Here is a 25,969-nt window from a genome sequence, read left to right as displayed (position 1 = left end):
TCTCGCGGAGATCGGGTGTCAGTCGGTTTCCGACAGACGCGTCTTCAGGGCGTCGAACTCGTCCTTGATGCCCGTCGGCAGCTTTTCGCCGACGAACTCGAACCACTCCTCGATCAGCGGCAGTTCGGCACGCCACTCGTCGGCGTTGACGGCCAGGGCCTCGTCGACGTCGGCGGCCTTCACTGACAGACCCTCCAGGTCCAGATCGGCAGCGGTCGGCACGATACCGATGGGGGTCGTCTTGCCCTCGGCCTTGTGCTCGATGCGCTCGACGGCCCACTTCAGCACGCGGCTGTTCTCACCGAATCCGGGCCACAGGAAGCGGCCGTCGTCGCCACGGCGGAACCAGTTCACGAAGAACACCGCGGGCAGCTTGGATTCGTCGGCGTTCTTGCCGATGTCGATCCAGTGCTGGAAGTAGTCACCGACGTTGTAGCCCAGGAACGGCAGCATCGCCATCGGGTCGCGGCGCACGGTGCCGACCTTGCCCTCGGCGGCGGCGGTCTGCTCGGAGCCCAGGGTGGCGCCGATGAACACACCGTGCTGCCAGTCGCGGGCCTGCGTGATCAGCGGGACGGTGGTCTTACGACGGCCGCCGAACAGGATGGCCGAGATCGGCACACCCTGCGGGTCGTCCCATTCGGGGGCCAGCGTCGGGCACTGCGAGATGGGGGTGCAGTAGCGCGAGTTCGGATGCGCCGCTTTGGTTTCCGTCTCGCGAAGGATCCAGTCCTGGCCCTTCCAGTCGATCAGGTGATCGGGCTCGCCCTCCAGACCCTCCCACCACACGTCACCGTCATCGGTCTTGGCGACGTTGGTGAAGACGGTGTTGCCGCCGGCGATGGTCTTCATCGCGTTGGGGTTGGAGTCCCAGTTGGTGCCGGGCGCGACACCGAAGAAACCGAACTCGGGGTTGGTGGCGTAGAGCCGGCCGTCCTTGCCGAACCGCATCCACGCGATGTCGTCACCGACGGTCTCGGCGCGCCAGCCCGGGATGGTGGGCTGCAGCATCGCGAGGTTGGTCTTGCCACAGGCCGACGGGAACGCGGCGGCGATGTAGTACGCCTTGTTCTCGGGAGAGATCAGCTTGAGGATCAGCATGTGCTCGGCGAGCCAGCCCTCGTCGTGCGCCATGGCCGAGGCGATGCGCAGCGAGTAGCACTTCTTGCCCAGCAGCGCGTTGCCGCCGTAGCCGGAGCCGAAGCTCCAGATCTCGCGGGTCTCAGGGAAGTGGGTGATGTACTTCGTGTCGTTGCACGGCCACGGCACATCCTTCTGGCCGGGCTCCAACGGGGCGCCGATCGAGTGCAGCGCCTTGACGAAGAAACCGTCGTCGCCGATCTTGCCCAGCGCCGCCGCGCCCATCCGGGTCATGGTGCGCATGGAGACCACCACGTACTCCGAGTCGGTGATCTCGACACCGAGCTTGGGATCCTCCGCGTCCAGCGGGCCCATGCAGAACGGCACGACCCACATGGTGCGGCCGCGCATGCTGCCGCGGTACAGGTCGGTCATCAGCGGCCGCATCTCGGCGGGCGCCATCCAGTTGTTGGTGGGGCCGGCGTCGACCTCACGCTCGGAACAGATGAAGGTCCGCGATTCGACGCGCGCGACGTCGGACGGGTCGGACAGCGCCAAGTACGAGTTCGGCTGCTTGTCCTGATTGAGCTTCTGGAAGGTACCGGCCTCGACCAACTGCGCGGCGAGACGCTCGTACTCCTCCTCGGAGCCGTCCGCGAACACCACCCGCTCGGGCTGCGTCAGCTCCGCGACCTCTTGAACCCAGGCCAACAGCCCCTGATGTTTGGTCGGTGCAGTGTCGAGACCGGGAATGGTCGCTGAGGTCATCTAATATCTCCTGCGTAGGTTACGCGCCAGTAGCATATGGCGATAACTGGTAGGTCACGATCGTCCCTATGGAGAGGTTAACTCCCGTGACTTACGCGTGGTGAATCGGGACAATGTCCGATCACTCACAGGAACGATTCAGAGACGCCAGTCGGCCGCACCTTTTCTCATCCGCCGCCCAGATCGGCACACACCGCGGCCAGTTCGGCACGCAGCCGAGGAAGCTCCCGCTGACCGTCAGCGGACGCGTGGGTGGCGAGCACCGCGATGCCCCGCAGCTCGGTGTCCATCTCGTCCATCCGCTGAGCCAGCGTTGCCGCCTCGCGATCTTCGCGCGCCGCATTTTCGCCGGTGAACTGCACTTCTGCGACCAGCACCCGACTGGCGACACGTTGCTCGGTGGCCTCCCGCAGACGGGCGGTCGCCTCGGTGATCCACCGGTCCACCACGGCCCGGTCGTGCAGCACGCTGCGGATACCGACCACCCACCAGCTCAGCAGCAGCCCCGCCACCGCGCCTACCAGCACACCCACCGCGGCCAGCCCGGGTGCCAGACCGGCGAACAACCGGCTCACCGCGAAGGCGGCGCCCAACCCGAAACCCGCACCGAGCACCATCATCAGCCGGGTCTCCAGGGTTCTGGACCGCAGGCCCGGCCGCCCTGGATCCGGGATGGGGTCCGGCGGCGGCACCGCCGGGGCCGACAGTCCGAGTTCGGTCGCGACGTCGACAAGGTGCTCGGTGATCCCGTCGTCGACCTCCCGAACCACGTCGGCCGAGCGCCGGTGCACGTAGGACTCGAGGCGCTCTACCTTCCTGCCGTTCCAGTCCGCGACGTCCTCGGACAGCTCGGTGCGCACCGACGCGCACCGGCTGCGCGCGAAGTACGCCAGCTGGACCCGCGCCTGCTGCACCTGACTGCGCAGGGCGATGTTGCGTTCGGTGCGGATCAGCCGCCGGGCCCGCAGCAGCTCGTCGCGTTCGGTCCGAAGCGCTGCAGCACGGCCGTCCGGCCGCTGTCGGGAACTCAGTGCGGCGATGCGGTCCCTCAGGTGGGTTTCCTTCGCGCGCAATTCATTTCGCTGCGCCATTGTGTCGTCCGACAGGCCCGTCGACAGCACGTCGACCAGATCGTCGAGGGCCGGTTCACCGTCTTCGGGCGCGGCGGCCACGCCGGCCCACGGCATCTGGACGTAACGCGGTGACCGGGCGGCGAGCAGTTCACGGTCGGTGGCGAGCACGTCACGCCACCCGCGGTGCACATCGATCTTGGTCACGGCGCCGATCACCAGGTCGGTGTGGCGGGCGGCCGCATCCAGCAGTGCCGCATCCGACTCGGCCAGCGGGGCGACCGCGGACACCGCGAAGACCACCGCCGCGGGGGCGTGGTCCGGGGCCAGGTCGGCGGCCTCGACGAAGGTCCGGTCCGGCAACCTCGCCCGTAGCGCCGCGACGACGGCGGACACCCCGGCCAGCCACGGGCCGACCACCAGGACGACATCGCGACGCACGACGCCGGGCGCCTCCGGGGTCACGTCCGCGCCGCCAGTCGCAGTGCGCCCCGGGTGAGTGCGTGCGCGCACCCTCGGTGCAGGGCGTTCACCGGTCCGCGGCCGTAGCGGCTCCAGCGCACCGCGTCGGCAGGACCGATCGGCAGTCCGTCGGCACGCACCACGTCGGCCGCCGCCGCCATCAGGCCGAGCACCAGTCCGTCGGAGGCCAGCAGCTCCCAGACCGCGGCGTCGCCGGACCCCACGGCCAATGCCCGCAGGTCGGTCACCGCCCTCTCGGCACGCAGGTAGCGCACCGGCGCGGTCACCGCGGTCAGCGCGTCGAGGACATCGTCGATGCCGCTGAGCTGCCGCATCAGCTCGGGCAGGGACTCGGTGCCGGCCCCAGCGCGCAGCGCGGCGGTCGCCCGGGCGATACCGAACCGGTCCAGGGTCGCCAGCAGCCTGTCGCGGGTCACGGCGTCGGGCGACGGAGCCCGCAGCGCATCGACGAGGACCTCGTCCAGCACCGCGGTGGCCAGCAGGGCGTTCAGCGGCAGCGTCGGGCGGCCGGTGCGGCGCCGGATCTCATCGATCTGCCGCGTGGCCGCCGCCCCGAGCAGGTCGCACTTGTTGAGCACCACCAGCGCTGCCGGGGTGGGCAGGTCCTCGGGTTTCACGGTCTCGGCCACCACCAGCACGGTCACGTCGCCGGTACCGGCGTCGCCCACGACGCGCCAGCCGGCGCCGACCAGTGCGGCGGCCACCGCGTCGCGTCCGGTTCCGGGGCGGCCGGTGACACGCACCGTCGTCGGCCGGGTCAGCCGCCGCAGAATCGGGGCCACGCGCAGATCGCCGGTCCGTGCGGCGAATGCCGCCAATTCCTCGGCGAAAATGACCGACTCCTCACCTCACGCGTCGCACTGACACCAATGCGCACTTCAAATGGTGACACTGCGGCGACGTACTCGTGAACGGTGTTTTTCCGCACACGGTGTTCCAGGCAACTGTTGGGTATCAATCTGCCGCACGATGCAGGTCAATCGGCCACGATGCGCGACGATGTACCGATGCATGCCCAGCGTGAGGAAGCCGGCCGTGGGCTGCCGGATTCGGATACCTCGGGCCCGCCCGCAGCTAACGATGCGCTGGATGCGCCCTCGGCCGAGAAACACCACGCCCGGCGCGTCAGTAGTTTCCGGAACCGGCGTTCCACGCTCTCCGGCGGCCAGCAGGATTTGTGGGAGCGGCGCTGGCCCGAACTCGGCGCCGAGGCACGCGACCCTGCCGGGCACCCGTTGTCCCGCGACATCGACCAGTGGTTCGGCAGACAGGCCCCGGTGATCCTGGAGATCGGCTGCGGCACCGGTATCTCGACGCTGGCCATGGCGAGCGACGAACCGCACATGGATGTGGTGGCCGTGGAGGTCTACCGGCGCGGGCTGGCGCAGCTGCTCGGGGCCATCGACCGCACCGCCGCGACCGACCACCCCGTCACCAACATCCGGCTGATCCGCGGCGACGGCCTGGACGTGCTCGAGCACATCTTCGGCCCGGCGTCGCTGACGGGCGTGCGGGTGTTCTTCCCGGACCCGTGGCCGAAGGCCCGCCACCACAAGCGCCGGCTGCTGCAGCCCGAGACGGTGGCGCTCATCGCCGACCGGCTGGTGCCCGGCGGGATCCTGCACGCCGCCACCGACCACGCCGAGTACGCCGAGCAGATCGTGGAGGTCGGTGACGCCGAGCCGCTGCTGCGGCGCGCGGACGCCGCGACGGAGCTGCCGATCTCGGTCCGGCGACCGGAGACCAAGTACGAGGGCAAAGGTCTGGAGGCGGGCCGCGATATCGCCGAGCTGGTGTGGGTACGTACTCACTCAGCGATGGAATGAGCGAAGGACACCAGCCATGAGTGTGGTCACCGACATCCCCGAAGTGCCCGAGATCCCCGCGCCCACCGAGGACGCGCAGGCACCGGCGATCCACAAGGTGCTGCTGGTCTGGGACGCACCCAATCTGGACATGGGCCTCGGGTCGATCCTCGGTGGCCGGCCCACCGCCGCACACCGCCCGCGGTTCGACGCGCTGGGCCGCTGGTTGCTGCAGCGCACCGCAGACATCTCGGCCATCTCGGCGATCTCGGACAGCGGCGAGGACGGCTCGGCAACGCCGGTCACGCTGGAGCCCGAAGCGACCGTGTTCACCAACATCGCCCCTGGTAGCGCCGATGTCGTCCGCCCCTGGGTGGAGGCGCTGCGTAACGTGGGCTTCGCGGTCTTTGCGAAGCCGAAAGTCGATGACGACAGCGACGTCGACAGCGACATGCTCGGCCATATCGCGCTCCGCCGGGGCGAAGGTCTGGCCGGGTTGGTGGTGGCGTCGGCCGACGGGCAGGCGTTTCGCGCACCGCTGGAGGAGATAGCTCACGAGGGCGTTCCGGTGCAGGTGCTCGGATTTCGCGAACATGCCAGTTGGGCGTTAGCGTCGGATACCTTGGAGTTTGTCGACCTGGAGGACATCGCAGGTGTCTTCAGGGAGCCGCTACCGCGAATCGGCCTTGATTCGCTGCCCGAGCAGGGCGCTTGGCTGCAGCCCTTCCGGCCGCTGTCCGCGCTACTGACCTCGCGCTTATAGACGACAGAAGCGATAATGCGCGCGCAGCGTGACCAGAACATATTAAGGAGCTGACGTGTTCGCCTGGTGGGGTCGAACGGTGTACCGATTCCGATACATAGTGATCGGTGTCATGGTCGCACTGTGCCTTGGTGGCGGCGTGTTCGGGGCAAGCCTCGGTCAGCACGTCACCCAGAGTGGTTTCTACAACGAAGGCAGCGAATCGGTACGGGCGTCGCTGCTCAGCGATGAGGTGTACGGCCGGGACCGCACCAGCCACGTCGTCGCCATCCTGACGCCGCCAGACGACAAGAAGGTCACCGACAAGGACTGGCAGAAGAAGGTCGTCGGCGAGCTGGACCAGGTGGTCAAGGACCATCCCGATCAGATCGTCGGCTGGGTGGGTTGGCTGAAGGCCCCCGACACCACCGATCCGACGGTCAGCCAGATGAAAACCGAGGATCTGCGCCACACCTTCGTCAGCATCCCGCTCAAGGGCGACGACGACGACACGATCCTGAAGAACTACCAGACCGTTCAGCCCGACCTCGAGAAGATCAATGGCGGCGATATCAAACTGGCAGGCCTGAATCCGCTGGCCAGCGAGCTGACCGGAACCATCGGCACCGATCAGCAACGAGCCGAGGTGGTCATCATCCCGCTGGTGGCGGTGGTGCTGTTCTTCGTGTTCGGCGGTGCCGTCGCCGCGGCGCTGCCCGCCATCATCGGCGGCCTGACCATCGGCGGTGCGCTGGGCATCCTGCGCCTCACCGCCGAGTTCGGGCCGGTGCACTACTTCGCGCAGCCCGTCGTGACGATGATGGGCTTCGGTATCGCCATCGACTATGGCCTGTTCATCGTCAGCCGGTTCCGCGAGGAACTCGCCGAGGGTTACGACGTGGAGGCGGCAGTCCGAAGATCGGTGATGACGTCGGGCCGCACGGTCGCGTTCTCGGCGGTGATCATCGTGGCGTCGATTTTGCCGCTGCTGCTCATCCCGCTCGGCTTCCTGAAGTCGATCACCTACGCCGTCATCGCGTCGGTGCTGTTGGCCGCCATCCTGTCGATCAGCGTGTTGCCCGCCGTGCTCGGCATCCTCGGGACCAATGTCGACGCCCTCGGCGTGCGCACCCTGCTGCGGGTGCCTTTCCTGGCGAACTGGCCGTTCTCCCGCAAGATCATCGACTGGTTCATCGAGAAGACCCAGAAGACCAAGACCCGCGAAGAGGTCGAAAAGGGATTCTGGGGCAAGCTGGTCAACATGGTGATGAAGCGGCCTATCGCCTTCGCCGCACCCATCCTCGTGATCATGACGCTGCTGGTCATCCCCATCGGGCAGTTGGCCCTCGGCGGTCTGAGCGAGAAGTACCTGCCGCCGGACAACCCCGTCCGCAGCGCCCAGGAACAGTTCGACAAAGAGTTCGCCGGTTTCCGTACCGAGCCGCTGACCCTGGTGATCCGCAACGACAACGGCGAACCGGTGACCGATCAGCAGCTGGCCGCGGTGCGTGCCGAGGCGCAGACGATCCCCGGCTTCGCCGGCAGCGACAACCCGTCCAAGATGTGGCAGGAACGTCCTGCCCAGGAAAGCGGCTCCAAGGATCCGTCGGTCCGGGTGATCCAGAACGGCCTGGTGAACAGCAGCACGGCCCCGAAGACCATCGAGGAACTGCGGGCGCTGACGCCGCCCCGGGGTACCACGATCCTGGTCGGCGGCACCCAGGCACTGGCCCAGGACAGCATCCTGACCCTCTTCGACAAACTGCCGCTGATCGCGGTGATCCTGGTGATCACCACGACCATCCTGATGTTCCTGGCGTTCGGCTCGATCGTGCTCCCGATCAAGGCGGCATTGATGAGCGCCCTGACACTGGGCTCCACGATGGGCATTCTGACGTGGATGTTCGTCGAGGGTGGGCACGGTTCGGGCCTGTTCAACTACACGCCACAGCCGCTGCTGGCCCCGATGATCGGCCTGATCATCGCGGTCATCTGGGGCTTGTCCACCGACTACGAGGTCTTCCTGGTGTCCCGCATGGTGGAGGCGCGTGAGCGCGGCCTGTCCACCGCCGAGGCCATCCGGATCGGTACCGCCACCACCGGCCGGCTGATCACCGGCGCGGCCCTGGTGCTGGCCGTCGTGGTGGCCGCGTTCGCGTTCTCCGACCTGGTCGTGATGAAGTACCTGGCCTTCGGCCTGCTCATCGCGCTGCTGCTGGACGCCACAGTGATCCGGATGTTCCTGGTGCCGGCCATCATGAAACTGCTGGGCGACGACTGCTGGTGGGCTCCGCAGTGGATGAAGCGGATTCAGGAGCGCATCGGACTCGGCGAGGTCGAACTGCCCGACGAGCGCAAGCGCCCGACGGTGCGCGACTCCGGCGAACCCGCACCCGATCCGGCCGCCCTGGTCGGCGCGGGTGCACCGATGCTGGCTCTGCCCGCACACGACCCGACCCACCCCGCGACGCCGGTGGCGCCCGCGGGTGGCCGGGCCCCGGCGCCACCCGTCCGCTCCGCCGGACCGTCCGCCGCCGGCACCAGCAGGATTCCGACGACGGCCACCACCCCGCCCGAGCCGGCGACGACCCGGTTCGCCGCACAGCCCGAGTCGCCTGCGACCGTCGCGATCGACGCCGCCCGCAACGCGATCAACTCCGCGGGCGCGCCGACCGAACGTCGCCGCGGCGAGCCGCGCGAGATGCGCAGTGGTGAACCCCGCGACAAGCGGGAGATCGAATCGTGGCTGGGCGACCTGCGTAGCGGCGGTAGCGGTAGCGGAACGGGACAGCAGCCGCCCCGGCCGTCTGCGCAGCCGACGGTGTCGATGGGTGATCCGGGTGGCAACACCCCGACCACGGCCATTCCCACCCAGCGCGACGTGGATGCCACCGAGAAGCTGGACACCTCCAAGGTGCGCGACAAAGCCGAGGCCGGCGATGACGCACCGACGCGCCGCAGCGGCGGGCTCAGTGCCGCCGACCTGCTGCGCCGCGAGGGCAGGCTGTAGCTCGAGATCGACGAAAATGGTCGCTTCGCCACCCGGCGGGGCGACCATTTCGTCATTCTGAGGAAGGTGGGTCCAGCCCCACTCCCGGCGTCTCCGCGGCCAGCAGGACTTCCTCGGCGTCGGGATCCGGTGCCAGCAGCACCCGCACGGCGCTGTTGAGCACCGCGAGGATGGGCACCGCGAGCAGGGCGCCGACGATGCCGGCCAGCACGCCACCCCCGGCGATGGCCAGCACCACCGCGAGCGGATGCAGCGAAACCGCGCGACCCATCACGATCGGTTGCAGCACATGGGCTTCCAGCTGCTGCACCGCGATGATGAGGCCGAGCGTGATCAGGGCGTACACCCAGCCCTTGGCGATGAGCGCCACGATGACGGCGATGCCTCCGGTCAGCACCGCACCCACGAGCGGGATGAACGCACCGAGGAACACCAGCGAGGCCAGGGGCAGCGCCAGCGGCACGCCCATGATGGCCAGTCCGGTGCCGATGYCGATCGCGTCGACCAGGGCCACCAGGCACGTCGCCCGCACGTAGCCGATCAGCGAACGGAACCCGGCCCGCCCTGCGTCGCGCACCCGGTCCCGCACCGTCACCGGGACGATCTTGGTGACGAAGGCGAAGATCTCGCGCCCGCCGTTGAGCAGGAAGATCAGCGTGAACAGCACCAGCAGGGCACCGGTGACGATCTCGGTGATGGTGCCTGCCGTGGACAGCGCGCCGCTGGTCAGTTTGGCTTGGTTCTCCCGGATCGCGGTGATGACCGAGTCGCCGGCGTGGTCGATCTGGTCCTTGCTCAGATGCGCCGGACCCTCGATCAGCCAGATCCGCAGCCCGTCGATGCTGCGGGTCACCTGTTCGACCAGACCCGGTGCGCCGCTGACGAATTGGCTGACGACGAAGGTCATGATGCCGCCCACCACCGCGATCGCACCGAGGATCACCCCGGCCACCGCCGCACCCCGCGGTAGCCGGCGGCTGTGCAGCAGGTCGACGGCGGGCAGTAACAGCGCGGCCATCATCGCCGCCAGCGCGACGGGCACGAAGATGAGCTCCAGATGGACGACCACCCACAGTGCCGCCAGCACCGCGGCCCCGATGATCAGCAACCGCCAGGACCAGGCGGCCGTCTTGCGGATCAACGGGCTCACCGACTCGTCGGCAAACGGATCGGCGGTGGGTATCAGGCTCATGCGATTGAGCGTAACGGCGCGGCGCGCCCGGCCAAGGGACGTTTCCGCACGACATCGGCCGTTACTGTGTAGGCGTGTCGCATGACGACGCGCCGATGAGCAGCGACCACCACCAGGCCTCCCCGCAGGACGGCCGGCCAGATGTCCGTCGCCGCGGCAGGTATTGGTGGGTGCGCTGGGCCATCCTCGCGGTTGCCGTCGTGGTGCTGACCGTCGAACTGGTGCTGGTGTGGGACCAGCTGGCCAAGGCGTGGAAGAGCCTGCTGTCGGCGAACTGGTGGTGGGTGCTGGCCGCCGTCGGCGCGGCGATGGCCTCGATGCACAGCTTCGCCCAGATCCAGCGCACGCTGCTGCGGTCGGCCGGCGTGGACGTCCGGCAATGGCGCTCCGAGGCCGCCTTCTACGCGGGCAACGCGTTGTCGACGACGCTGCCCGGCGGGCCGGTGCTGTCGGCCACCTTCGTCTACCGCCAGCAGCGCATCTGGGGCGCATCCCCCGTGGTGGCCTCCTGGCAGCTGGTGATGTCCGGCGTCCTGCAGGTGGTCGGGCTGGCGTTGCTCGGCCTGGGCGGCGCGTTCCTGCTCGGGGCCAGCAAGAACCCGCTGTCGCTGATCTTCACCCTGGGTGGTTTCGTCGCCCTGCTGCTGCTGGCGCAGACCGTCGCGGCCAACCCGCAGCAGATCGACGGGATCGGCGTGCGGCTGTTGTCGTGGTTCAACTCGCTGCGGGGTAAGCCCGTCGACACCGGGCTGGCCGGCTGGCGCAAGATGTTGTCGCAGCTGGAATCGGTGAGTCTCAGCCGGCGGGCGCTGACCAACGCGTTCAGCTGGTCGATGTTCAACTGGATCGCCGACGTGGCCTGCCTGGCGTTCGCCGCGTATGCCGCCGGTGGGCACCCGTCGCTGGCGGGCCTGACGGTGGCCTACGCCGCGGCCCGCGCGGTCGGCTCGATCCCGTTGATGCCGGGCGGCCTGCTGGTGGTCGAGGCGGTCCTGGTACCTGGCCTGGTGTCGAGCGGTATGACGTTGGCCCAAGCCATTTCGGCGATGCTGATCTACCGTCTGGTCAGCTGGATCTTCATCTCGACCATCGGCTGGGTGGTGTTCTTCTTCATGTTCCGCACCGAAACCGACCTGGATCCGGACGCCCCCGACACCTCGACCGAAAGCCAGGAGATGACCTACGCACCGGATCCCGATAACCCCCGCCATCCGGACTCCTGATGCGCACCCGTTGGGCGGCAATCCTTTTCAGCACGATCGCACTGGCCTCCGGGTGCGGGGGCAACACCGCCGACACCGCCGGGTCGGCGGTATCGGCCACGTCCACGTCGCCCGTACCGGCCGGAGTACCCGCGGCCACCCCGCTGCTGGCCCGCACCGTCGCCGCACCCGTCCCGGTGCCGGCCACCGACGGGCGGACACATCTGGCCTATGAGCTGCTGCTCACCAACGCGCTCAACCAGGACGTCACCTTGCAGACGCTGACCGTGCAGGGGGACGGCGCATCGGTGCTCTCCCTGTCCGGTGACACGCTGGCGCATTGGACCCGGATACTCGGTGCGGGCGCGAAGCCGACCGCCACCATCGGGCCCGCCCAGACCGTCGCGGTGTGGATCGACGCCACGGTCGCCCCGGGCAACGTGCCCGCCCAGCTGCAGCACGCGGTCACGGTGTCGCTGAGCCAGCCCGCCCCCCCGCTGCTAACGGCGATCATGACCGAGACGGTGGCACCGGTGACGGTCCAGACCCGCACGCCGGTACAAATCGCCCCGCCGCTGCGGGGACCGAAATGGCTGGACGCCAACGGATGTTGTGAGATGACTCCGCACCGGATGGCACTCAATCCGATCGACGGCGCGCTGTGGGCGGCCGAACGGTTCGCCATCGACTACGTCCAGCTCGACCCGGGCTACCGGTTGCTCAACGGCAGTGTCGGTAAGCTGACCAGCTACGCATACTTCGGGGCGGACATCCATGCCGTCGCCGACGGGCCCGTGGTGGCCGTCCTGGACGGGCTGCCCGAGCAGGTGCCGGGGCAGTCGCCGACCGGTCTGACCCTGGACCAGTACGGCGGCAACCACGTCGTGCAGGACATCGGCGGGGGCAACTACGCGTTCTACGCCCACCTGAAGACCGGCAGCGTGAAAGTACAACCGGGACAACAACTCAAGACCGGGGACGTGCTCGGCAATCTGGGCAATACCGGCAACACGGACGCACCGCACCTGCATTTCCACGTGATGGACGGTCCCGATCCGCTGCGTGCGGACGGGTTGCCGTTCGTGCTCACGTCGTTCCGGTTGCAGGCCCAGACCGCAAGTGTCGACGTGTTCGACACCCTGATCGCCGGAAAGCCCGCCCCACTGCGGCCCGGCGCCCCGGCCCGCGACGAATCCGGTGTCTCCCCATTGGTTTCCGATGTGATGGACTACGACGGTGAGTAAACGCAGCACGGTCCTGGCCGCGGCGGCGGCCGACGCGGTGGCCGTCATCGTCTTCTGCGCCATCGGCAGGCGCAGCCACGCCGAAGGATTGACGTTGGCCGGGGTCGCCGAGACGGCCTGGCCGTTCCTCACCGGAACCCTGGTGGGCTGGCTGGTGGCGCGCGGCTGGCAGCGGCCCACGACCATCACCCCGACCGGACTGATCATCTGGGTGGCCACGGTGGCCGTCGGAATGCTGTTGCGCAAGGCGACATCGGCCGGGACGGCGGTCAGTTTTGTGGTGGTGGCGTCCCTGACGACCGCCATCCTGCTACTCGGTTGGCGCGCCGCCGCCAAGGTTGCATCCCGGTCTTGACCGGGATGGTGGTCTCCAGGTCCACCGGCGCCGAGATCGCGATCGTCAGCGTGGCGCGCAGGCCACCCAGCGGACTGTCGGAGAGCGCCAGTTCGCCGCCGTGCAGGTCGGCCTGCTGAGTGACCAGCGCCAGACCCAGGCCGGAGCCGCCGGGGGCGGCGGTGCTGCCGCGGGCGAACCGGCCCAGCACGATGTCCCGCTCGTCGACGGGGACGCCCGCACCGTCGTCGTCGATGATGATGTCGATCGTGTGGGACCGCCGATGCCCGGTCAGCACAACATGTTCGGCCCCACCGTGGGTGGCGGCATTGCGCACCAGATTGTCCACCGCCAGCCGCAGCCCTCCCGGCCAGCCCCACACCGTGCCCAGATCGTCGTCCGCTTCCACCGTGAGTTCGACGGTGCTGCGAAGGTTCTCCCGCGCCACCCGGTCCAGCAGGTCGGTGACGTCGATCGGCTCCCGGTCCTCGGCCCGGGCCAGCTGACCCGAGGCGAGTTGGCCCAGCGCGGTGATGGTCGCCTCGACGCGCAGCTGGGCCCGCAGCAGGTCGGCGACCACCTCGTCGCGCTCCTCGTCGGGCAGGTTGTGGATCCGCAGCGTGTCCAGATCCGCGCGCATCGCGGTCAGCGGGGTACGCAACTCGTGGGCCGCGTTCGCCGCGAAATCCTGGGCAGCCTGAAGGGAATTGGTGGTGGCCTGCTGGGCCGCCGCGAGCCGGCGCAGCATCCCGGCCATCGCCTCGGAGAGCTCCTCGGCTTCGCGTGCGCCGGTGATCGCGGGCATCTGTTCGCTGCCGCCGCCGAGCCGGGTGGTCTGTTCGGTGAGCTTGCGTAGCGGGCGGACGGCCGGACCGGCCAGCAGCCAGCCCAGGCCGCCCGCAACGATCACCGTGAACACCCCGACGGCGGTGTAGAACGGGATCCTGGCCCGGTTCAGCAGGATGCTGTCGGCTCGAATCCCGATGGACACCAACACGTTTCCGGCTTGCTGGGTCATCTTGATGGTGCGCACCCGGTAGTCCACGCCGTTGACCGCCACGGTGTCGGTGCCGGGCTGCAGCGACGGCAGCTGGAAACCGCGCTGGAAGACCACCTGACCGGTGGACAGTGACCGGCCGGTGGTGAGCACGCCGCGTTTGGGATCGCTGAGCTGTTCGGGGAACATGCTCGCCTCGACGATCGAATCCAGCCGCCGGTCCAGCTGGGCGTCGTCGTTGCTGGCCAGCACCACCGAGGTGAGGATGGTGAAACCGGCGACGACCGCGGCCGCGGCGACCGCCGACGCCAGCGCCACCCGGGTACGCAACGAGGCCGACCGACCGAAACGGGACAGTCGCACGCGCTACGCCTCCTCCCGCAGGACGTAGCCGATCCCGCGGACCGTGTGGATGACCCGCGGATGGCCGTCGCGCTCGAGCTTGCGCCGGAGATAGGACACGAAGACGTCGGCGACGTTGGTGTCGACGTCGAAGTCGTAACCCCACACCAGTTCCAGCAGCCGCTGGCGGGAGAGCACCACGCCCGCGTTCTCGGCGAGCACCGCGAGCAGGTCGAATTCGCGCTTGGTCAGGTCCGCGCGATCACCGTCCACGAAGACCAGCCGGCGGGCGGTGTCGATGGTCAGCGGCCCCACCGACATGGTGTCCGAGGGCCGCTCGGAATGACCGGCCCGGCGAAGGAGCGCATGCAACCGCGCCACCAGCTCACCCAGGTCGAAAGGTTTGGTCAGGTAGGCGGCGGCGCCGGCCCCCCGGCCGGCGATCCGGTCGTTGACCGTGTCGCGCGCCGAGAGCACACAGATCGGGATGTCGTTGCCGAGCGCCCGGAGCGCCGTGACCACGGCGACCCCGTCGAGTTCGGGCATCTGTACGTCCAGCACGAGCGCGTCGTGCGCCTCGGTGGACAGCAGGCGCAACGCCTCCTTGCCGTTGGCCGCGACCCGGACGTCGAACCCCGAATGTCGTAGCCCGCGGGCCACCGAGGTTCGCACGTCCGGGTCGTCGTCGACCATGAGCACCATACGACCGGTGCTCTCCGAGGAGACTGAATCAAGCGCGCCAGGCACGCTGCCTACGGTATGGCAGGCGCGGGTGCCGCGCCGCAGCGGTTCTTCAGATCCACCAGCGGCTGCCGGATGCCGCTCAGCTCCGCCTTGGTCTGCGGATTCTGGTCGAGGTACTTGGTCACCTCGCCGCGGACCTCGTCGCGGGGCAGGCCCTCGAGGCTGGTGAAGAACCAGTTCACGTCGGGGTGGGAGAACAGGTACGCGGACGTCGCCGCGGAGACGCCCGCAGCCACCTGCGAGAGGTCGCCTGCGGTGCAGTTGGGCGGGTTGTTCGCCGGGTCGTCGGCAAAGGCCGACGGGACGGCACCGAACAACATCGCACCGGCGAGTGCGCCGGTGCCTACCGCGCCAGCAACCGCACGCCGCGCAGCACGAGCCGAGAGCAACATGGTCAAGCTCCTTACCGAATTCTGCAGATTCACCAGGACCGGTATCCGTGAGCGGTTACCGACTCCAAGAAGCTAAGCAGAATCGCCATGGACTTTCGCGGCTTGCTGACAACGAATCGCCAGAAACACCGAATACGCAGGTCGCACGGGCCGTTGCCGGAACGCTGACGGCCCGCCGGGGTTACCGGGCGGCGACGGTGGCAGGCCCGGGCAGTGGTCCGGAGCCCGTCGCACCGGCCGAAACGGGTGCCGATGTGGCCGGTGTGGTCGCGGCCGGGGTTCCCGCGACGCCGAGGGACTGCGCGGGCGTCAGGGTCGCCGGCAAACTTCCCGGCAGCCCGCCCCCTTGGTTCTGCGCGGCCTGCATGAGACCCATGATCTGGGGCAGCGTGATGGGCAGCCGGCACTGCGTGGACAGCGAAACCAGCGGCTGCTGCAACTGCTGCATGTCCTTGCCCGCCTGCGGGTTGGCATCGAAGTACGTCTTGGCCGCGCCGAGGGACTGTGGTCCGGCCGGCTGCTGCGCGATGGTCGTCAGCGCCTGATTGGTTTCGGGATGGGCATCGAGGTAGGACCCCGTCGAGGTGGCCACCGAACCGATGGTCTTGGCGATCTGGCTGGCCGCGCACGGATCGGACGCCGCCTCGGCGGCCGGCGTGAGCAGCCCCGCCGTGACCGCTCCGCCGAGCGCAGTTACAGCGAATGCACCGAGCAGGGCACGGCGCAGGGCGCGCGGGGCACTGGAAGTCATGGTCATGGGTCACTCCTTCACGGTGACGACTGCAATACCGGTCGGCAAAGAGTGATGACCGGCACTTTTTCGCAGCTTTTCGGGCCCCCGACCCGGAAACTTCTCCGCCCATGATGCCATCCCCCGGCGACCTCGGGAAATCAGCACAGCAAACATTGCACCAATGATCACCCAGCTCGCCCCCGGTGAGCCCGCCGTGACCCGTTGCACAACGTCCCCGCCGGGGTATCCACACCCCACGTCAGACCCGGTTCGGGGCCGTACAGACTGCTCACGGGAGCGTCACGACCGGGTTCACGGGCAGGTCAGGACACAGGCTGCTGCGGTAGGCTCCGGGCTACCAGCGGCGGGGTAGAGAGGCGGAGGCTCGCCATCCAGCAGTTCATGATGCGCTTGAGCGGCACGCTGCGCAGATATCGCTGGGCGGTGTTTGTCCTGTGGCTGCTGCTCCTCGTGCCCTCGGTCTCTCTCGCGATGAGTCAGTCGGACAACCTCACCGGCGGTGGTTTCGAGGTGTCCGGGTCCCAGTCGCTCTACGTCCAGCGCCAGCTCGAACAGCAGTTCCCCGAGCAGGGGGCCTCCCCGTTGGCGCTGGTGGCGGTGCCGCGCGCCGACGCATCGTTCGAGGACATGAACGCGGCCGTCGCCGAGCTGCAGCGCATCGCCACCGAGGTGCCCAGCGTCAAGGCCGTGCCGAATCCACAACAGCGCCCACCTGCCCCGGACCGGCCGTACGTCGTCACGCTGCAGATGGACTTCAACAACAGCGGTGCCGTCGACATCGCCAAACAGCTGCGCACCAAGGTCGGCATCGTCGGGGATCAGGCCGGCCAGACCCAGGACGGCAAGGTCCGCCTCTACGTCATCGGCCAGGGCGCCCTCGGCGCGGCCGCCCAGACCGCCACCAAACACGACATCGCCCAGGCCGAGCAATGGAACCTGCCCGTCGTCCTGATCGTGCTGCTCGCGGTGTTCGGCTCGCTGGCCGCCGCGGCCATGCCGATGCTGCTCGCGGTCTGCACGGTGATCGTCACCATGGGCGTCGTCTTCCTGTTGTCGATGGTGTCGACGATGTCGGTGTTCGTCACGTCGACGGTGTCGATGTTCGGCATCGCGCTCGCGGTCGACTACTCCCTGTTCATCCTCATGCGATTCCGCGAGGAGCTGCGCGCCGGCCGTGATCCCGCCCAGGCCATCGATGCCGCAATGGCCACCTCGGGGCTGGCCGTCGTGCTGTCCGGGCTCACCGTCATCGCCTCGGTCACCGGCATCTACCTGATCAACACGCCGATCCTGCGATCGATGGCCACCGGCGCGATCCTCGCCGTCGCCATCGCGGTACTGACCTCGACCACCCTGACCCCCGCGGTGCTCGCCACCTTCGGCCGGGCCGCGGCCAAACGGTCGGCCCTGCTGCACTGGTCGCGGCGTCCGGTCACCACCCAGTCCCGGTTCTGGACGCGGTGGACCGGCTGGGTGATGCACCGGCCGTGGTTGTCCGCGCTGCTGGCGTCGATCCTGCTGCTCGCCATGGCCGCACCGGTGTTCGCGATGTCGTTGGGCAACAGCATGCTGCGCCAGTTCGACCCCAGCCACGAGATCCGCGGCGGGGTGAACGCGGCCTCCGAAGCGCTCGGACCAGGTGCGCTGGGGCCCATCCGGATCCTGATGACCTTCCCCGACGCCAACGCCGACGCCCCGCCGTCTGCGCCCGTGATCGACGCGATCCGCGCCAGGATCGCCGAGGCACCGGACGTCGCGACGGTGTCCCCGCCGGTGTTCGGCAAGGACAACCGCAACGTGATGATGTCGGCGGTGCTGTCGGTCGACCCGGAGGACCTCGCGGCCCGCCAGACGATCGACTGGCTGCGGGCCGAACTGCCCACGCTGCAGACCGACGGCATCCGGATCGACGTCGGCGGACCCACCGCCTTGATCAAGGACTTCGACGATCAGGTCTCGGCCATGCAGCCCTGGGTGTTCCTGTTCGTCTGCGTCATCGCCTTCGTGATGCTGCTGATCTCCATCCGGTCGCTGTTCCTCGCCCTCAAGGGCGTCTTGATGACGGTGCTGTCGGTGGCCGCGGCGTACGGCAGCCTGGTGGTGGTCTTCGAGTGGGGCTGGCTGGAGGACCTCGGCTTCGCGCCGCTGCAGTCGCTGGACAGCACCGTCCCGCCGCTGGTGCTGGCCATGACGTTCGGGCTGTCGATGGACTACGAGATCTTCCTGCTCACCCGCATCCGGGAGCGGTTCCTGCAGACCAACGACACCCGCGACGCCGTCGCCTACGGCGTGAGCACCAGCGCGCGCACCATCACCAGCGCGGCACTGATCATGATCGCGGTGTTCATCGGTTTCGCGTTCGCCGGCATGCCGCTGGTCGCGCAGATCGGTGTCGCCTGCGCGACGGCCATCGCCGTGGACGCCACGGTGGTGCGCCTGGTGCTGGTGCCCGCCCTGATGGCGATGTTCGACCAGTGGAACTGGTGGCTGCCCGCCTGGCTGGACCGCATCCTGCCGTCGGTCGACTTCGAGAAGCCGCTGCCCAAGATCGACATCGGCGACCTGGTCCTCATCCCCGACGACATCTCCGGCCTGGTCACCCCGGGCGGGGATCTACGTGTGGTGATGAAATCCTCGGCCAAGCTGAAAACCCTTGCGCCACAGTCGATCATCGTCGCCGACCCGCTGGTGTTCAGCGGTTGCCGGCCGCGGGTGGCCCAGCTCGCGGGGGCGCGCCGGTTCGCGGGCGTCGGTTCCGGCCGCGGGAGCGGCGGCCCGGGCGGGGTGACACAGGCGGTCAGCAAGCCGGTGCATCCGGTCACCATGTGGCGCGGACGACTGGCCGTGGCCCTGGACGCCCTGGACATCGCCGCCGCGACCGAACGCACGCCCATGGAACGCAGCAGTCCCGTGGAGACCACCAACGTCCAGTTGCCCACCGGCGACCGGCTGCTGATCCCGACCGGCGCCGAGACGCTGCGGCTCAAGGGTTACCTGATCATGACCCGCAACAGTGCACGGGATTACGCCGACTTCGCGGGCATGGCCGTCGCGATGGACACCCAGAACGCAGCCGCGGTGCTCGCCGGAATGGACCGGTATTACTGTGGAAAGCGTCCACGGTCGCAGTGGGTCGCCACCCAGCTGATCAGGCGTCTGGCCGACCCCCGCCCAGAGGACAACCCGGCCGAGGCACTCACTTCGGCCGACACCGATTGGTCCATGGTCCGGAAGCTCTGTCTGTCCGTCGCCGTGGCGATGCTCGAGGAAACGAGGTGACGGTGGCTGCGAAGCCCGCGCAGACCTCGGTGCCCACCGGGGACCGGCCGGTGGAGTTCTGGCCGACCTCGGCCATCCGCGCCGCCCTGGACAACGACGACCTTTCGGTGTGGCAGCGCATCGCCACCGCGATCAAGCGCGACCCGTTCGGCAGGACCGCGCGCCAGGTCGAAGAGGTGCTGGAAACCGCTCAGCCCTACGGCGTTTCGGCGGCGCTGGCCGAAGTACTCGACAAGTCCCGGGCCCAACTGGAAGCCACCGAACGCGCCGAGGTGACCCATCACGTCCGGCTGCTGCTGGAGCGCTCCGGCCTCAAACCCCACGAATTCGCCTCGCGCATCGGCGTGCCCGGCGACGATTTCACCGGGTGGCTCGACGGCACGGGCGCCCCGTCGGCATCGATGATGGTGCGGATGCGCCGGCTCTCCGACCGGTTCGCCAAGATCCGCGCCCAGCGCGACGCTCAGTAGCAGCTTGGCGCGCCGAGACTACGGTTTCTGCGCCGAAACGGCCGAATTCTCGTCACAAACAACCGTAGGCTCGGCGGACAATCGCACCCGTCAGCGCGCGTTGATCGGCGTCACGTCGGCCACCAGCCACTTGCCGTCCTGCTTGGCCAGCACCACCCGCAGCGCCAGCACCGCGACATCGGCGGGCTTGCCCGGCGCGTTCTGCGTGCCGCGCATCACCACCGCGACGCTGGCGTCGGACGGGCCGATCGCCTCCACCCCGGCCGACACCGTCTGCGCCTGACCCGAGACGTTGCGGCCCGTCAAATCCTTTGCCACCGCGGCGAACTCGGATCGGTAAGACTCTGCTCGATCAGGCGTCATGAGCGCGGTCGCCCGGTCTATCGACGCGTTCGGGCTGCTCGGCGTGAAGGTGGCCGAGGCCTCGGCGACGCTGCTGGCGATGCCGACCACCTCGGCGCTGTCGTTGTGCAGATCCCGATCGGGCACCGTCCAACTCGTGTACCCGACGATGACCGCGGCCGCCAGCGTCGACGCCGCCCCCGCGACCACACCCAGTCGCAGCCCCGGGCCGTCGTCGTCGGTGCCCAGCGTCACCCCGTCCCGACGGAACAGCACCGCGTTGACCACCATGCCCTGGACGATCAGCACGCACAGTACCGAGCACACCGACACCCACCACACCGGCCATGCCAGGGCGGCACCGACGTAGATGAGCGCGACGATCGCCGCGATCGGCGCCAGGATGTCGAAGACGAGCACGCGCAACCGGTTGCTCATCGGATGGTCTCCAACCGCGAGATCAAAAGTTTTCCGTCCACATCGGAGACCCCGAGCCGCAGGTTCCACCGCACCGTCTGGGGTTTGCCACCGGCATTTTGGCTCACCGAGGTCGCGACCACCAGGACGGTGTCCGTGCGCGACGCGACCGCGTCGAGCTCCGGCTGGTCGGCGGGCGGCTTGCCGCCCTCACCGGGCTGGTGGTGCAGCGTTTCGATGGACACCGATTCGACCTGACCGACGGTCTGCGCCTGCAGCTTGGCCACGATCTCCTTGAACGGTTCGACGGTCTGGTCGAACTCCACGTTCAGCTGCCCGACGGTGCCGTCACGCAGCTTCTGCAGATTCCCGGCCACGGTGTCCTTGTTCATGGTGACCAGTCCGCCGGTCCAGTCCGCGGCGGTTTGCAGCACCCGGGTGCGGTAGGCCAGCTCACCGGCGTCGTCCCGGTGGCTCGACCAGATCATCCCGGCCAGCACGGCGGCCGCGACGGCGATGACGCCGAGTACGACGGAGGCGACGCCATAACGGCTGATGGACCGGGCCGGCGCCGGCGGCTCTTCGGTGAGCAGGTCAGGCATGGCCGTGAGGCTACCTGCCCCGTTGCTGGGCGCGGCTTCTGGCAGGATGCGAGAGTGACGTCTTCAACCACATCCGGTATCGACCTGAGCTATGTCGACAGCGAGGTCCGGCCCCAGGATGACCTGTTCGGCCATGTCAACGGCCGCTGGCTGGCCGACTACGAGATTCCCGCCGACCGTGCCACCGATGGTGCCTTCCGCACCCTGGCCGACCGTGCCGAGGAGCAGGTCCGCGATCTGATCACGGAAGCGGCCGGGTCCGACGGCGCAGGCGACCAGCAGCGCATAGGTGACCTGTACGCGAGCTTCATGGATACCGCCACCGTCGACCAGCGCGGGCTGGCACCGTTGCACGCCGAACTCGCCCCGATCGACGCCGCCACCGATGCGACCGCCCTGGCGGCCGTGCTCGCCGGGCTGCAGCGCGCCGGCGTGGGCGGCGGAACGGGCGTGTACGTCGACACCGACTCCAAGGACTCGACGCGGTATCTGCTGCACCTCTCGCAGTCCGGATTGGGGCTGCCCGACGAGTCGTACTACCGCGACCCGCAGCACGCCGCGATCCTGGAGGCGTACCCGGCGCACATCGCCCGGATGCTGGCACTGGTGTTCCCCGACGGGGCCGACCACGCCGCCACTGCGACCCGCATCGTGGCGCTGGAGACCAAACTTGCTGCCGCGCATTGGGATGTGGTGAAGCGCCGCGACGCGGATCTCACCTACAACCTGCGCACGTTCGCCGAACTTCCTGGTGAGGCACCGGGATTCGACTGGTCCGGGTGGGTCGGCGCACTGGGTGCCACCCCGGCGCAGGTGGTCGTGCGCCAGCCCGACTACCTGACAGCCTTCGCCGCGCTGTGGTCGGGTGAGCCGCTGGAGGACTGGAAGGCGTGGCTGCGCTGGCGGGTCATCAGCTCCCGCGCGTCGCTGCTGACCGACGACCTCGTCGCCGAGAACTTCGACTTCTACGGCCGCACGCTGTCGGGCACCGAGGCCATCCGCGACCGGTGGAAGCGTGGGGTGGCCCTGGTCGAGAACCTGATGGGCGACGCCGTCGGAAAGCTCTACGTGGACCAGCATTTCCCGCCCGCCGCCAAGGCGCGGATGGATGAGCTGGTGGCCAATCTGCGGGAGGCCTACCGGGTCAGCATCACCAATCTGGCCTGGATGACCCCGGAGACCCGGGAGCGCGCGCTGGCCAAGCTGGACAAGTTCACCCCGAAGATCGGCTACCCGGCCCGGTGGCGCGACTACGCGGCGCTGACGATCGACCGCGCCGACCTGTACGGGAACTATCAGCGCGGCTACGCCGTCGAGTACGACCGTGAACTGGCCAAGCTCGGCGGCCCCGTGGATCGCGACGAGTGGTTCATGACGCCGCAGACCGTCAACGCCTACTACAACCCGGGCATGAACGAGATCGTCTTCCCCGCAGCCATTCTGCAGCCGCCGTTCTTCGACGCCGATGCCGACGACGCCGCGAACTACGGCGGGATCGGCGCGGTCATCGGGCACGAGATCGGGCACGGTTTCGACGATCAGGGCGCCAAGTACGACGGTGACGGCAACCTGGTGGACTGGTGGACCGATGATGACCGGGCCGAATTCGGGCTGCGCACAAAAGCTTTGATCGAGCAGTACGAGGATTTCACCCCGCGCGCCCTCGCTGTCGACCATCACGTCAACGGCGCCTTCACCGTCGGCGAGAACATCGGCGACCTGGGCGGCCTGTCCATCGCGCTGCTCGCCTACGAACTGTCCTTGGACGGTAAAGACGCTCCGGTGATCGACGGCTTGACCGGCGTGCAGCGGGTGCTGTTCGGCTGGGCTCAGGTGTGGCGGACGAAATCCCGCGACGCCGAGGCGATCCGCCGGCTGGCCACCGATCCACATTCCCCGCCGGAGTTCCGGTGCAACGGCGTCATCCGCAATATCGACGCGTTCTACGACGCGTTCGAGGTTGCCGACTCAGACGAGCTGTTCCTGGAACCCGCTGCCCGCGTGCGCATCTGGAGCTGACCGCGGGTTGCGATCCACAGACCCTGGATCGGGCCGAACGCGTGTTGTATCGATCTAGGTGACCGGTCTTGGCGCTACCATCAGGACCGTCACATCCTGATGCCGAGCCTCCGGAGGACTGCGTGGCCGTCAGCGATCGACCGACCATGCAGGACATCTCCGACCGGGTCGGCGTCTCGAAGGCGTTGGTCTCCCTGGTGTTCCGCAACGCACCGGGACCCAGTGCCGACACCCGGCAACGCGCCGAGGTCGCCGTGACCGGCTACGACGACAGCACGCTCGCGCAGCTGGCGCACATCGACATGACCTCGGTCAGCCAGGAACCCGCGCAGCAGGCCGCACGTGCCGTCGACGCGGTGGTCGAGCGGCTCGACCGGGGCCGGGCCGAACGCATCGACGTGGTGCTGGAACCGCGCCTGGTGGTGCGGCGCACGACGGCTCGCCCTGACCAGGGCTAGGGCTCCGCCGTCGTCGGACTCGCCCGAGACATACAGAAACTCCCGCATTCCCAGGAAGGAAGTGCGGGAGTGTCCGTGTGTTCGAGCCGGAAGTCAGAACATCTGCCAGTCCGACGCACCGTCGGGTGCGTTGTAGGTTCCCTTCGAGTTCTTCACCACCACGGGGTCGCCGCTGCCGAAGTTGTCGTAGAACCACTGGGCGTTCGCGGCACTGAGGTTGATGCAGCCGTGGCTGACGTTGCGCTTGCCCTGGTCGCCCACCGACCACGGCGCGCTGTGCACGAAGATGCCGCTGTTGTCGATGCGCACGGCATCCTGCACCTTGAGCTTGTAGCCCTCGGCGGAGTTCACCGGCACCCCGTAGGTGGACGAGTCCATGACGATGTCCGGGAACTTCTCCAGCACGTAATAGGTGCCGTTCTTGGTCTCGTGCTTACCGTCGGGCCGGCCCATCGAGACGGGGAAAGTCTTCTCCACCTTGCCGTTTCGCGTGACGGTCATCTGATGGGTGGCGTCGTCCACGGTGGCGACGAGCTGCTCGGGCACCCGGAAGCTGGACTTGGTGCCACCGGCGTCGATGTTGACGGTGGTGCCGGCCGGCCAGAACGCCAACGGCCGCCAGCGCAGCTGGGTGTCGGTGGTCCAGTAGAACCGGCCGGGCACCGGCGGCACCGACGAGATGTGCACGGCGTCCTGTGCCATCTGGCGGTCGGCGATCGGGCGGGCGAAGTTGATGTAAATCGGCTTGGCCGCGCCGGCGATCGACCCGTTGGTCGGGTTGAACGTCGGGGGCGCGAACACCGGCTGCCCCGTATAGGGCGTCGGGTTCTGGCCGGCCGGGGTGCCCGCGGGAATCACGCCGGGAGGGGCGAGCGGATCGATCGGGGCCGGCGGTGCCGGCGGTGCGGCCAACGGGTCAGCCGGCGGCGGGGCCAGCGGATCGACGGGCGGCGCGAACGGGTCGGCCGGCGGCGCCGGCGGCGGGAACGCGAACGGGTCCGGCGGCGGCGCGGGTGCGGGGGGCGCGTCGACGACACCGGGTTCGGGCGCGACTTCCGGATCTGCCCAGGCAGACGGGCTGCTGATACAGAATCCGGCAACCACTCCGGCCGCCAGGATGGCGCCGGCGAGCTTGCGTCTCGTCCGCTGCGACATACGTCACCTCCAGTACATTTCTGAAATCCAGTGTGGCATAGCGCCAGGACCCATTAACCCTGGCAAGGCCGGGCAGACCCCTCAGCTCTCCCCGGCCTACGCCACTGACCTGGGGTTTGATCGCCGATGGGGCGTCCGGCGTTACAAGGTGTGATGTTTGCGCCGGTCGGCGGCTAGGACCGGACCAGCCTGGCGATGGCCGCCGAGGCCTCGGCCAGCTTGGCGTCGGCGTCGGTACCGCCTGCCGCGACCGCGTGCGTCACGCAGTGCCCCAGATGCTCGTCGAGCAGCCCCAGCGCCACCGATTGCAGCGCGCTGTTGACGGCGCTGATCTGGGTGAGGATGTCGATGCAGTATTTGTCGTCCTCGATCATCTTGGCGATGCCGCGGACCTGCCCTTCGATCCGGCGCAGCCGCTTGGCGTAGTTGTCCTTCTGCGGCGAATAGCCGTGTTCACCGGAGTTCTCGTCGGTCATTGCTCACCCCACCATCCGCTGCATCTGCTCTACCTGGGCCTGGCGCGTGGCCAGGATCGATTTCGCCAGTGTCTGGGCGTCGACGTTGCGCCCACCGGCGATCTCTGCCCGGGTCAGGTCGATGACGGCCCGGTGCAGGCCCAGCATCGACTGCAACCACAGTGTGTCGAACTCCCGGCCCTGCAGCGACTCGAGCCGCGTCAGGGTGGCCGCATCGAGCGCACCGGGTGCCGCGGCGCTCGGGGCCGCGGGTGGGCCGGCACCGTCATTCCACTGCACCAGCAGCACCTTCACCGTGTCGGTCTCGCCCTGCTGCCCGGTGGCAATGGTCTTCGCCAGCGTGACCAGGTCCGCGTCCGACGAGCGGGCCGGGGCCAGCCCGGCCAGCTGGATGGCCTGCTTCTGCAGCGGTAGGAGATCGGTGCCGAACGCGGTGTCCTCGGCATTGCTGCCGGCGGGCGCCTCGGTGGTGCTCACCGGGGAACTGGCGGCCGGCGGCGCCGCGGGGGCCTGGTCCCCGGCGGAACAGCCGGCCAGCGACAGGGCGACCGCCAGCAGGGCCGCCGAGACGTGAACGCGCATCCCACCACCT

The 25,969-nt window shown here is 68.7% G+C and carries 22 protein-coding genes and 1 pseudogene; 10 read left to right on the top strand and 13 right to left on the bottom strand.

The window, feature by feature from the left end; genetic code table 11:
* Positions 1-18 precede the first annotated feature (18 nt).
* From AC1DY7_RS21335 to AC1DY7_RS21325, 3 genes are all read right to left on the bottom strand, one after another.
* The gene (locus AC1DY7_RS21335; RefSeq protein WP_477495707.1) at positions 19-1,848 is read right to left on the bottom strand and encodes a phosphoenolpyruvate carboxykinase (GTP); all 1,830 of its coding nucleotides are present in this window, start codon (positions 1,846-1,848) and stop codon (positions 19-21) included.
* Between the two features lie 167 nt (positions 1,849-2,015).
* Entirely contained in the window at positions 2,016-3,383 is a 1,368-nt protein-coding gene (locus AC1DY7_RS21330) for a hypothetical protein (RefSeq protein ID WP_477495706.1), read from the bottom strand.
* Entirely contained in the window at positions 3,380-4,183 is an 804-nt protein-coding gene (locus tag AC1DY7_RS21325; RefSeq protein WP_477495705.1) for a P-loop NTPase family protein, read from the bottom strand. The genes AC1DY7_RS21330 and AC1DY7_RS21325 overlap by 4 nt, the downstream gene beginning before the upstream one ends.
* Before the next feature lie 207 nt (positions 4,184-4,390).
* On the opposite strand from AC1DY7_RS21325, the gene trmB reads away from it, so the two are divergent.
* The 3 genes from trmB to mmpL3 are packed head-to-tail and all read left to right on the top strand — an operon-like array spanning position 4,391 to position 8,958.
* Positions 4,391-5,227, top strand: coding sequence for a tRNA (guanosine(46)-N7)-methyltransferase TrmB (gene trmB / locus AC1DY7_RS21320; protein ID WP_477495704.1), 837 nt, complete (start codon positions 4,391-4,393; stop codon positions 5,225-5,227).
* A 16-nt stretch (positions 5,228-5,243) separates the two neighbouring features.
* A complete protein-coding gene (locus tag AC1DY7_RS21315) occupies positions 5,244-5,969 on the top strand; it encodes an NYN domain-containing protein (RefSeq protein WP_477495703.1) in 726 nt (241 codons plus the stop codon).
* A 55-nt stretch (positions 5,970-6,024) separates the two neighbouring features.
* Positions 6,025-8,958 carry a trehalose monomycolate exporter MmpL3 gene (gene mmpL3 / locus AC1DY7_RS21310; RefSeq protein ID WP_477495702.1) on the top strand — a complete coding sequence of 978 codons (2,934 nt, stop codon included), beginning with the start codon at positions 6,025-6,027 and terminating at the stop codon, positions 8,956-8,958.
* Between the two features lie 52 nt (positions 8,959-9,010).
* Here mmpL3 and AC1DY7_RS21305 read toward each other — a convergent pair whose 3' ends face one another.
* A complete protein-coding gene (locus AC1DY7_RS21305; RefSeq protein ID WP_477495701.1) occupies positions 9,011-10,150 on the bottom strand; it encodes an AI-2E family transporter in 1,140 nt (379 codons plus the stop codon).
* Positions 10,151-10,245: 95 nt separating this feature from the next.
* Here AC1DY7_RS21305 and AC1DY7_RS21300 point away from each other — a divergent pair, with 95 nt between their 5' ends.
* The 3 genes from AC1DY7_RS21300 to AC1DY7_RS21290 are packed head-to-tail and all read left to right on the top strand — an operon-like array spanning position 10,246 to position 12,951.
* Positions 10,246-11,373, top strand: coding sequence for a lysylphosphatidylglycerol synthase transmembrane domain-containing protein (locus AC1DY7_RS21300; RefSeq protein WP_477495735.1), 1,128 nt, complete (start codon positions 10,246-10,248; stop codon positions 11,371-11,373).
* Positions 11,373-12,596 carry a peptidoglycan DD-metalloendopeptidase family protein gene (locus AC1DY7_RS21295; RefSeq protein WP_477495700.1) on the top strand — a complete coding sequence of 408 codons (1,224 nt, stop codon included), beginning with the start codon at positions 11,373-11,375 and terminating at the stop codon, positions 12,594-12,596. Before AC1DY7_RS21300 ends, AC1DY7_RS21295 begins: the two co-directional genes overlap by 1 nt.
* Positions 12,589-12,951, top strand: coding sequence for a DUF3054 domain-containing protein (locus tag AC1DY7_RS21290; protein WP_477495699.1), 363 nt, complete (start codon positions 12,589-12,591; stop codon positions 12,949-12,951). Before AC1DY7_RS21295 ends, AC1DY7_RS21290 begins: the two co-directional genes overlap by 8 nt.
* On the opposite strand, the gene AC1DY7_RS21285 is transcribed toward AC1DY7_RS21290, so the two are convergent.
* The 4 genes from AC1DY7_RS21285 to AC1DY7_RS21270 form a co-directional block, all read right to left on the bottom strand.
* Positions 12,866-14,290: a sensor histidine kinase gene (locus AC1DY7_RS21285; protein ID WP_477495698.1), complete on the bottom strand. Its 1,425-nt coding sequence runs from the start codon at positions 14,288-14,290 to the stop codon at positions 12,866-12,868. The two genes, AC1DY7_RS21290 and AC1DY7_RS21285, sit on opposite strands and share 86 nt — an antisense overlap.
* Positions 14,291-14,293: 3 nt before the next feature.
* Positions 14,294-14,962, bottom strand: coding sequence for a response regulator transcription factor (locus AC1DY7_RS21280; RefSeq protein ID WP_477495697.1), 669 nt, complete (start codon positions 14,960-14,962; stop codon positions 14,294-14,296).
* 59 nt (positions 14,963-15,021) lie between these two features.
* Entirely contained in the window at positions 15,022-15,405 is a 384-nt protein-coding gene (locus tag AC1DY7_RS21275; RefSeq protein ID WP_477495696.1) for a heme-binding protein, read from the bottom strand.
* A gap of 181 nt (positions 15,406-15,586) precedes the next feature.
* Complete coding sequence (locus AC1DY7_RS21270) at positions 15,587-16,162, bottom strand: hemophore (protein ID WP_477495695.1); 576 nt, start codon at positions 16,160-16,162, stop codon at positions 15,587-15,589.
* Positions 16,163-16,540: 378 nt separating this feature from the next.
* On the opposite strand from AC1DY7_RS21270, the gene AC1DY7_RS21265 reads away from it, so the two are divergent.
* Both AC1DY7_RS21265 and AC1DY7_RS21260 read left to right on the top strand, forming a co-directional pair.
* Complete coding sequence (locus tag AC1DY7_RS21265) at positions 16,541-19,438, top strand: MMPL family transporter (RefSeq protein WP_477495694.1); 2,898 nt, start codon at positions 16,541-16,543, stop codon at positions 19,436-19,438.
* Positions 19,435-19,908 (top strand): XRE family transcriptional regulator, encoded by a 474-nt coding sequence (locus AC1DY7_RS21260; protein ID WP_477495693.1) that lies wholly within the window; start codon positions 19,435-19,437, stop codon positions 19,906-19,908. The genes AC1DY7_RS21265 and AC1DY7_RS21260 overlap by 4 nt, the downstream gene beginning before the upstream one ends.
* A 90-nt stretch (positions 19,909-19,998) precedes the next feature.
* On the opposite strand, the gene AC1DY7_RS21255 is transcribed toward AC1DY7_RS21260, so the two are convergent.
* Together AC1DY7_RS21255 and AC1DY7_RS21250 are read right to left on the bottom strand one after the other, a co-directional pair.
* On the bottom strand, positions 19,999-20,688 hold the full coding sequence (locus AC1DY7_RS21255; RefSeq protein WP_477495692.1) for a hypothetical protein: 690 nt from the start codon (positions 20,686-20,688) through the stop codon (positions 19,999-20,001).
* Positions 20,685-21,269, bottom strand: coding sequence for a hypothetical protein (locus AC1DY7_RS21250; protein WP_477495691.1), 585 nt, complete (start codon positions 21,267-21,269; stop codon positions 20,685-20,687). Before AC1DY7_RS21250 ends, AC1DY7_RS21255 begins: the two co-directional genes overlap by 4 nt.
* Positions 21,270-21,323: 54 nt before the next feature.
* Between AC1DY7_RS21250 and AC1DY7_RS21245 the strand changes: the two genes are divergently transcribed.
* Together AC1DY7_RS21245 and AC1DY7_RS21240 are read left to right on the top strand one after the other, a co-directional pair.
* Positions 21,324-23,288: a M13 family metallopeptidase gene (locus tag AC1DY7_RS21245; RefSeq protein ID WP_477495690.1), complete on the top strand. Its 1,965-nt coding sequence runs from the start codon at positions 21,324-21,326 to the stop codon at positions 23,286-23,288.
* Between the two features lie 248 nt (positions 23,289-23,536).
* Positions 23,537-23,746: pseudogene (locus tag AC1DY7_RS21240) on the top strand (substrate-binding domain-containing protein); the annotation flags it as partial.
* A gap of 93 nt (positions 23,747-23,839) precedes the next feature.
* Here AC1DY7_RS21240 and AC1DY7_RS21235 read toward each other — a convergent pair.
* The 3 genes from AC1DY7_RS21235 to AC1DY7_RS21225 form a co-directional block, all read right to left on the bottom strand.
* Positions 23,840-24,901 (bottom strand): L,D-transpeptidase, encoded by a 1,062-nt coding sequence (locus AC1DY7_RS21235; RefSeq protein ID WP_477495689.1) that lies wholly within the window; start codon positions 24,899-24,901, stop codon positions 23,840-23,842.
* A gap of 173 nt (positions 24,902-25,074) precedes the next feature.
* Entirely contained in the window at positions 25,075-25,377 is a 303-nt protein-coding gene (ricR, locus tag AC1DY7_RS21230; protein WP_477495688.1) for a copper-sensing transcriptional repressor RicR, read from the bottom strand.
* A 3-nt stretch (positions 25,378-25,380) separates the two neighbouring features.
* On the bottom strand, positions 25,381-25,959 hold the full coding sequence (locus AC1DY7_RS21225; RefSeq protein WP_477495687.1) for a DUF305 domain-containing protein: 579 nt from the start codon (positions 25,957-25,959) through the stop codon (positions 25,381-25,383).
* Between the last annotated feature and the right edge of the window lie 10 nt (positions 25,960-25,969).

Source organism: Mycobacterium sp. P2_H7 (assembly GCF_056403275.1).
The sequence above is the reverse complement of the archived record's forward strand: the minus strand, read 5'-3'. Positions and strand labels throughout refer to the sequence as shown.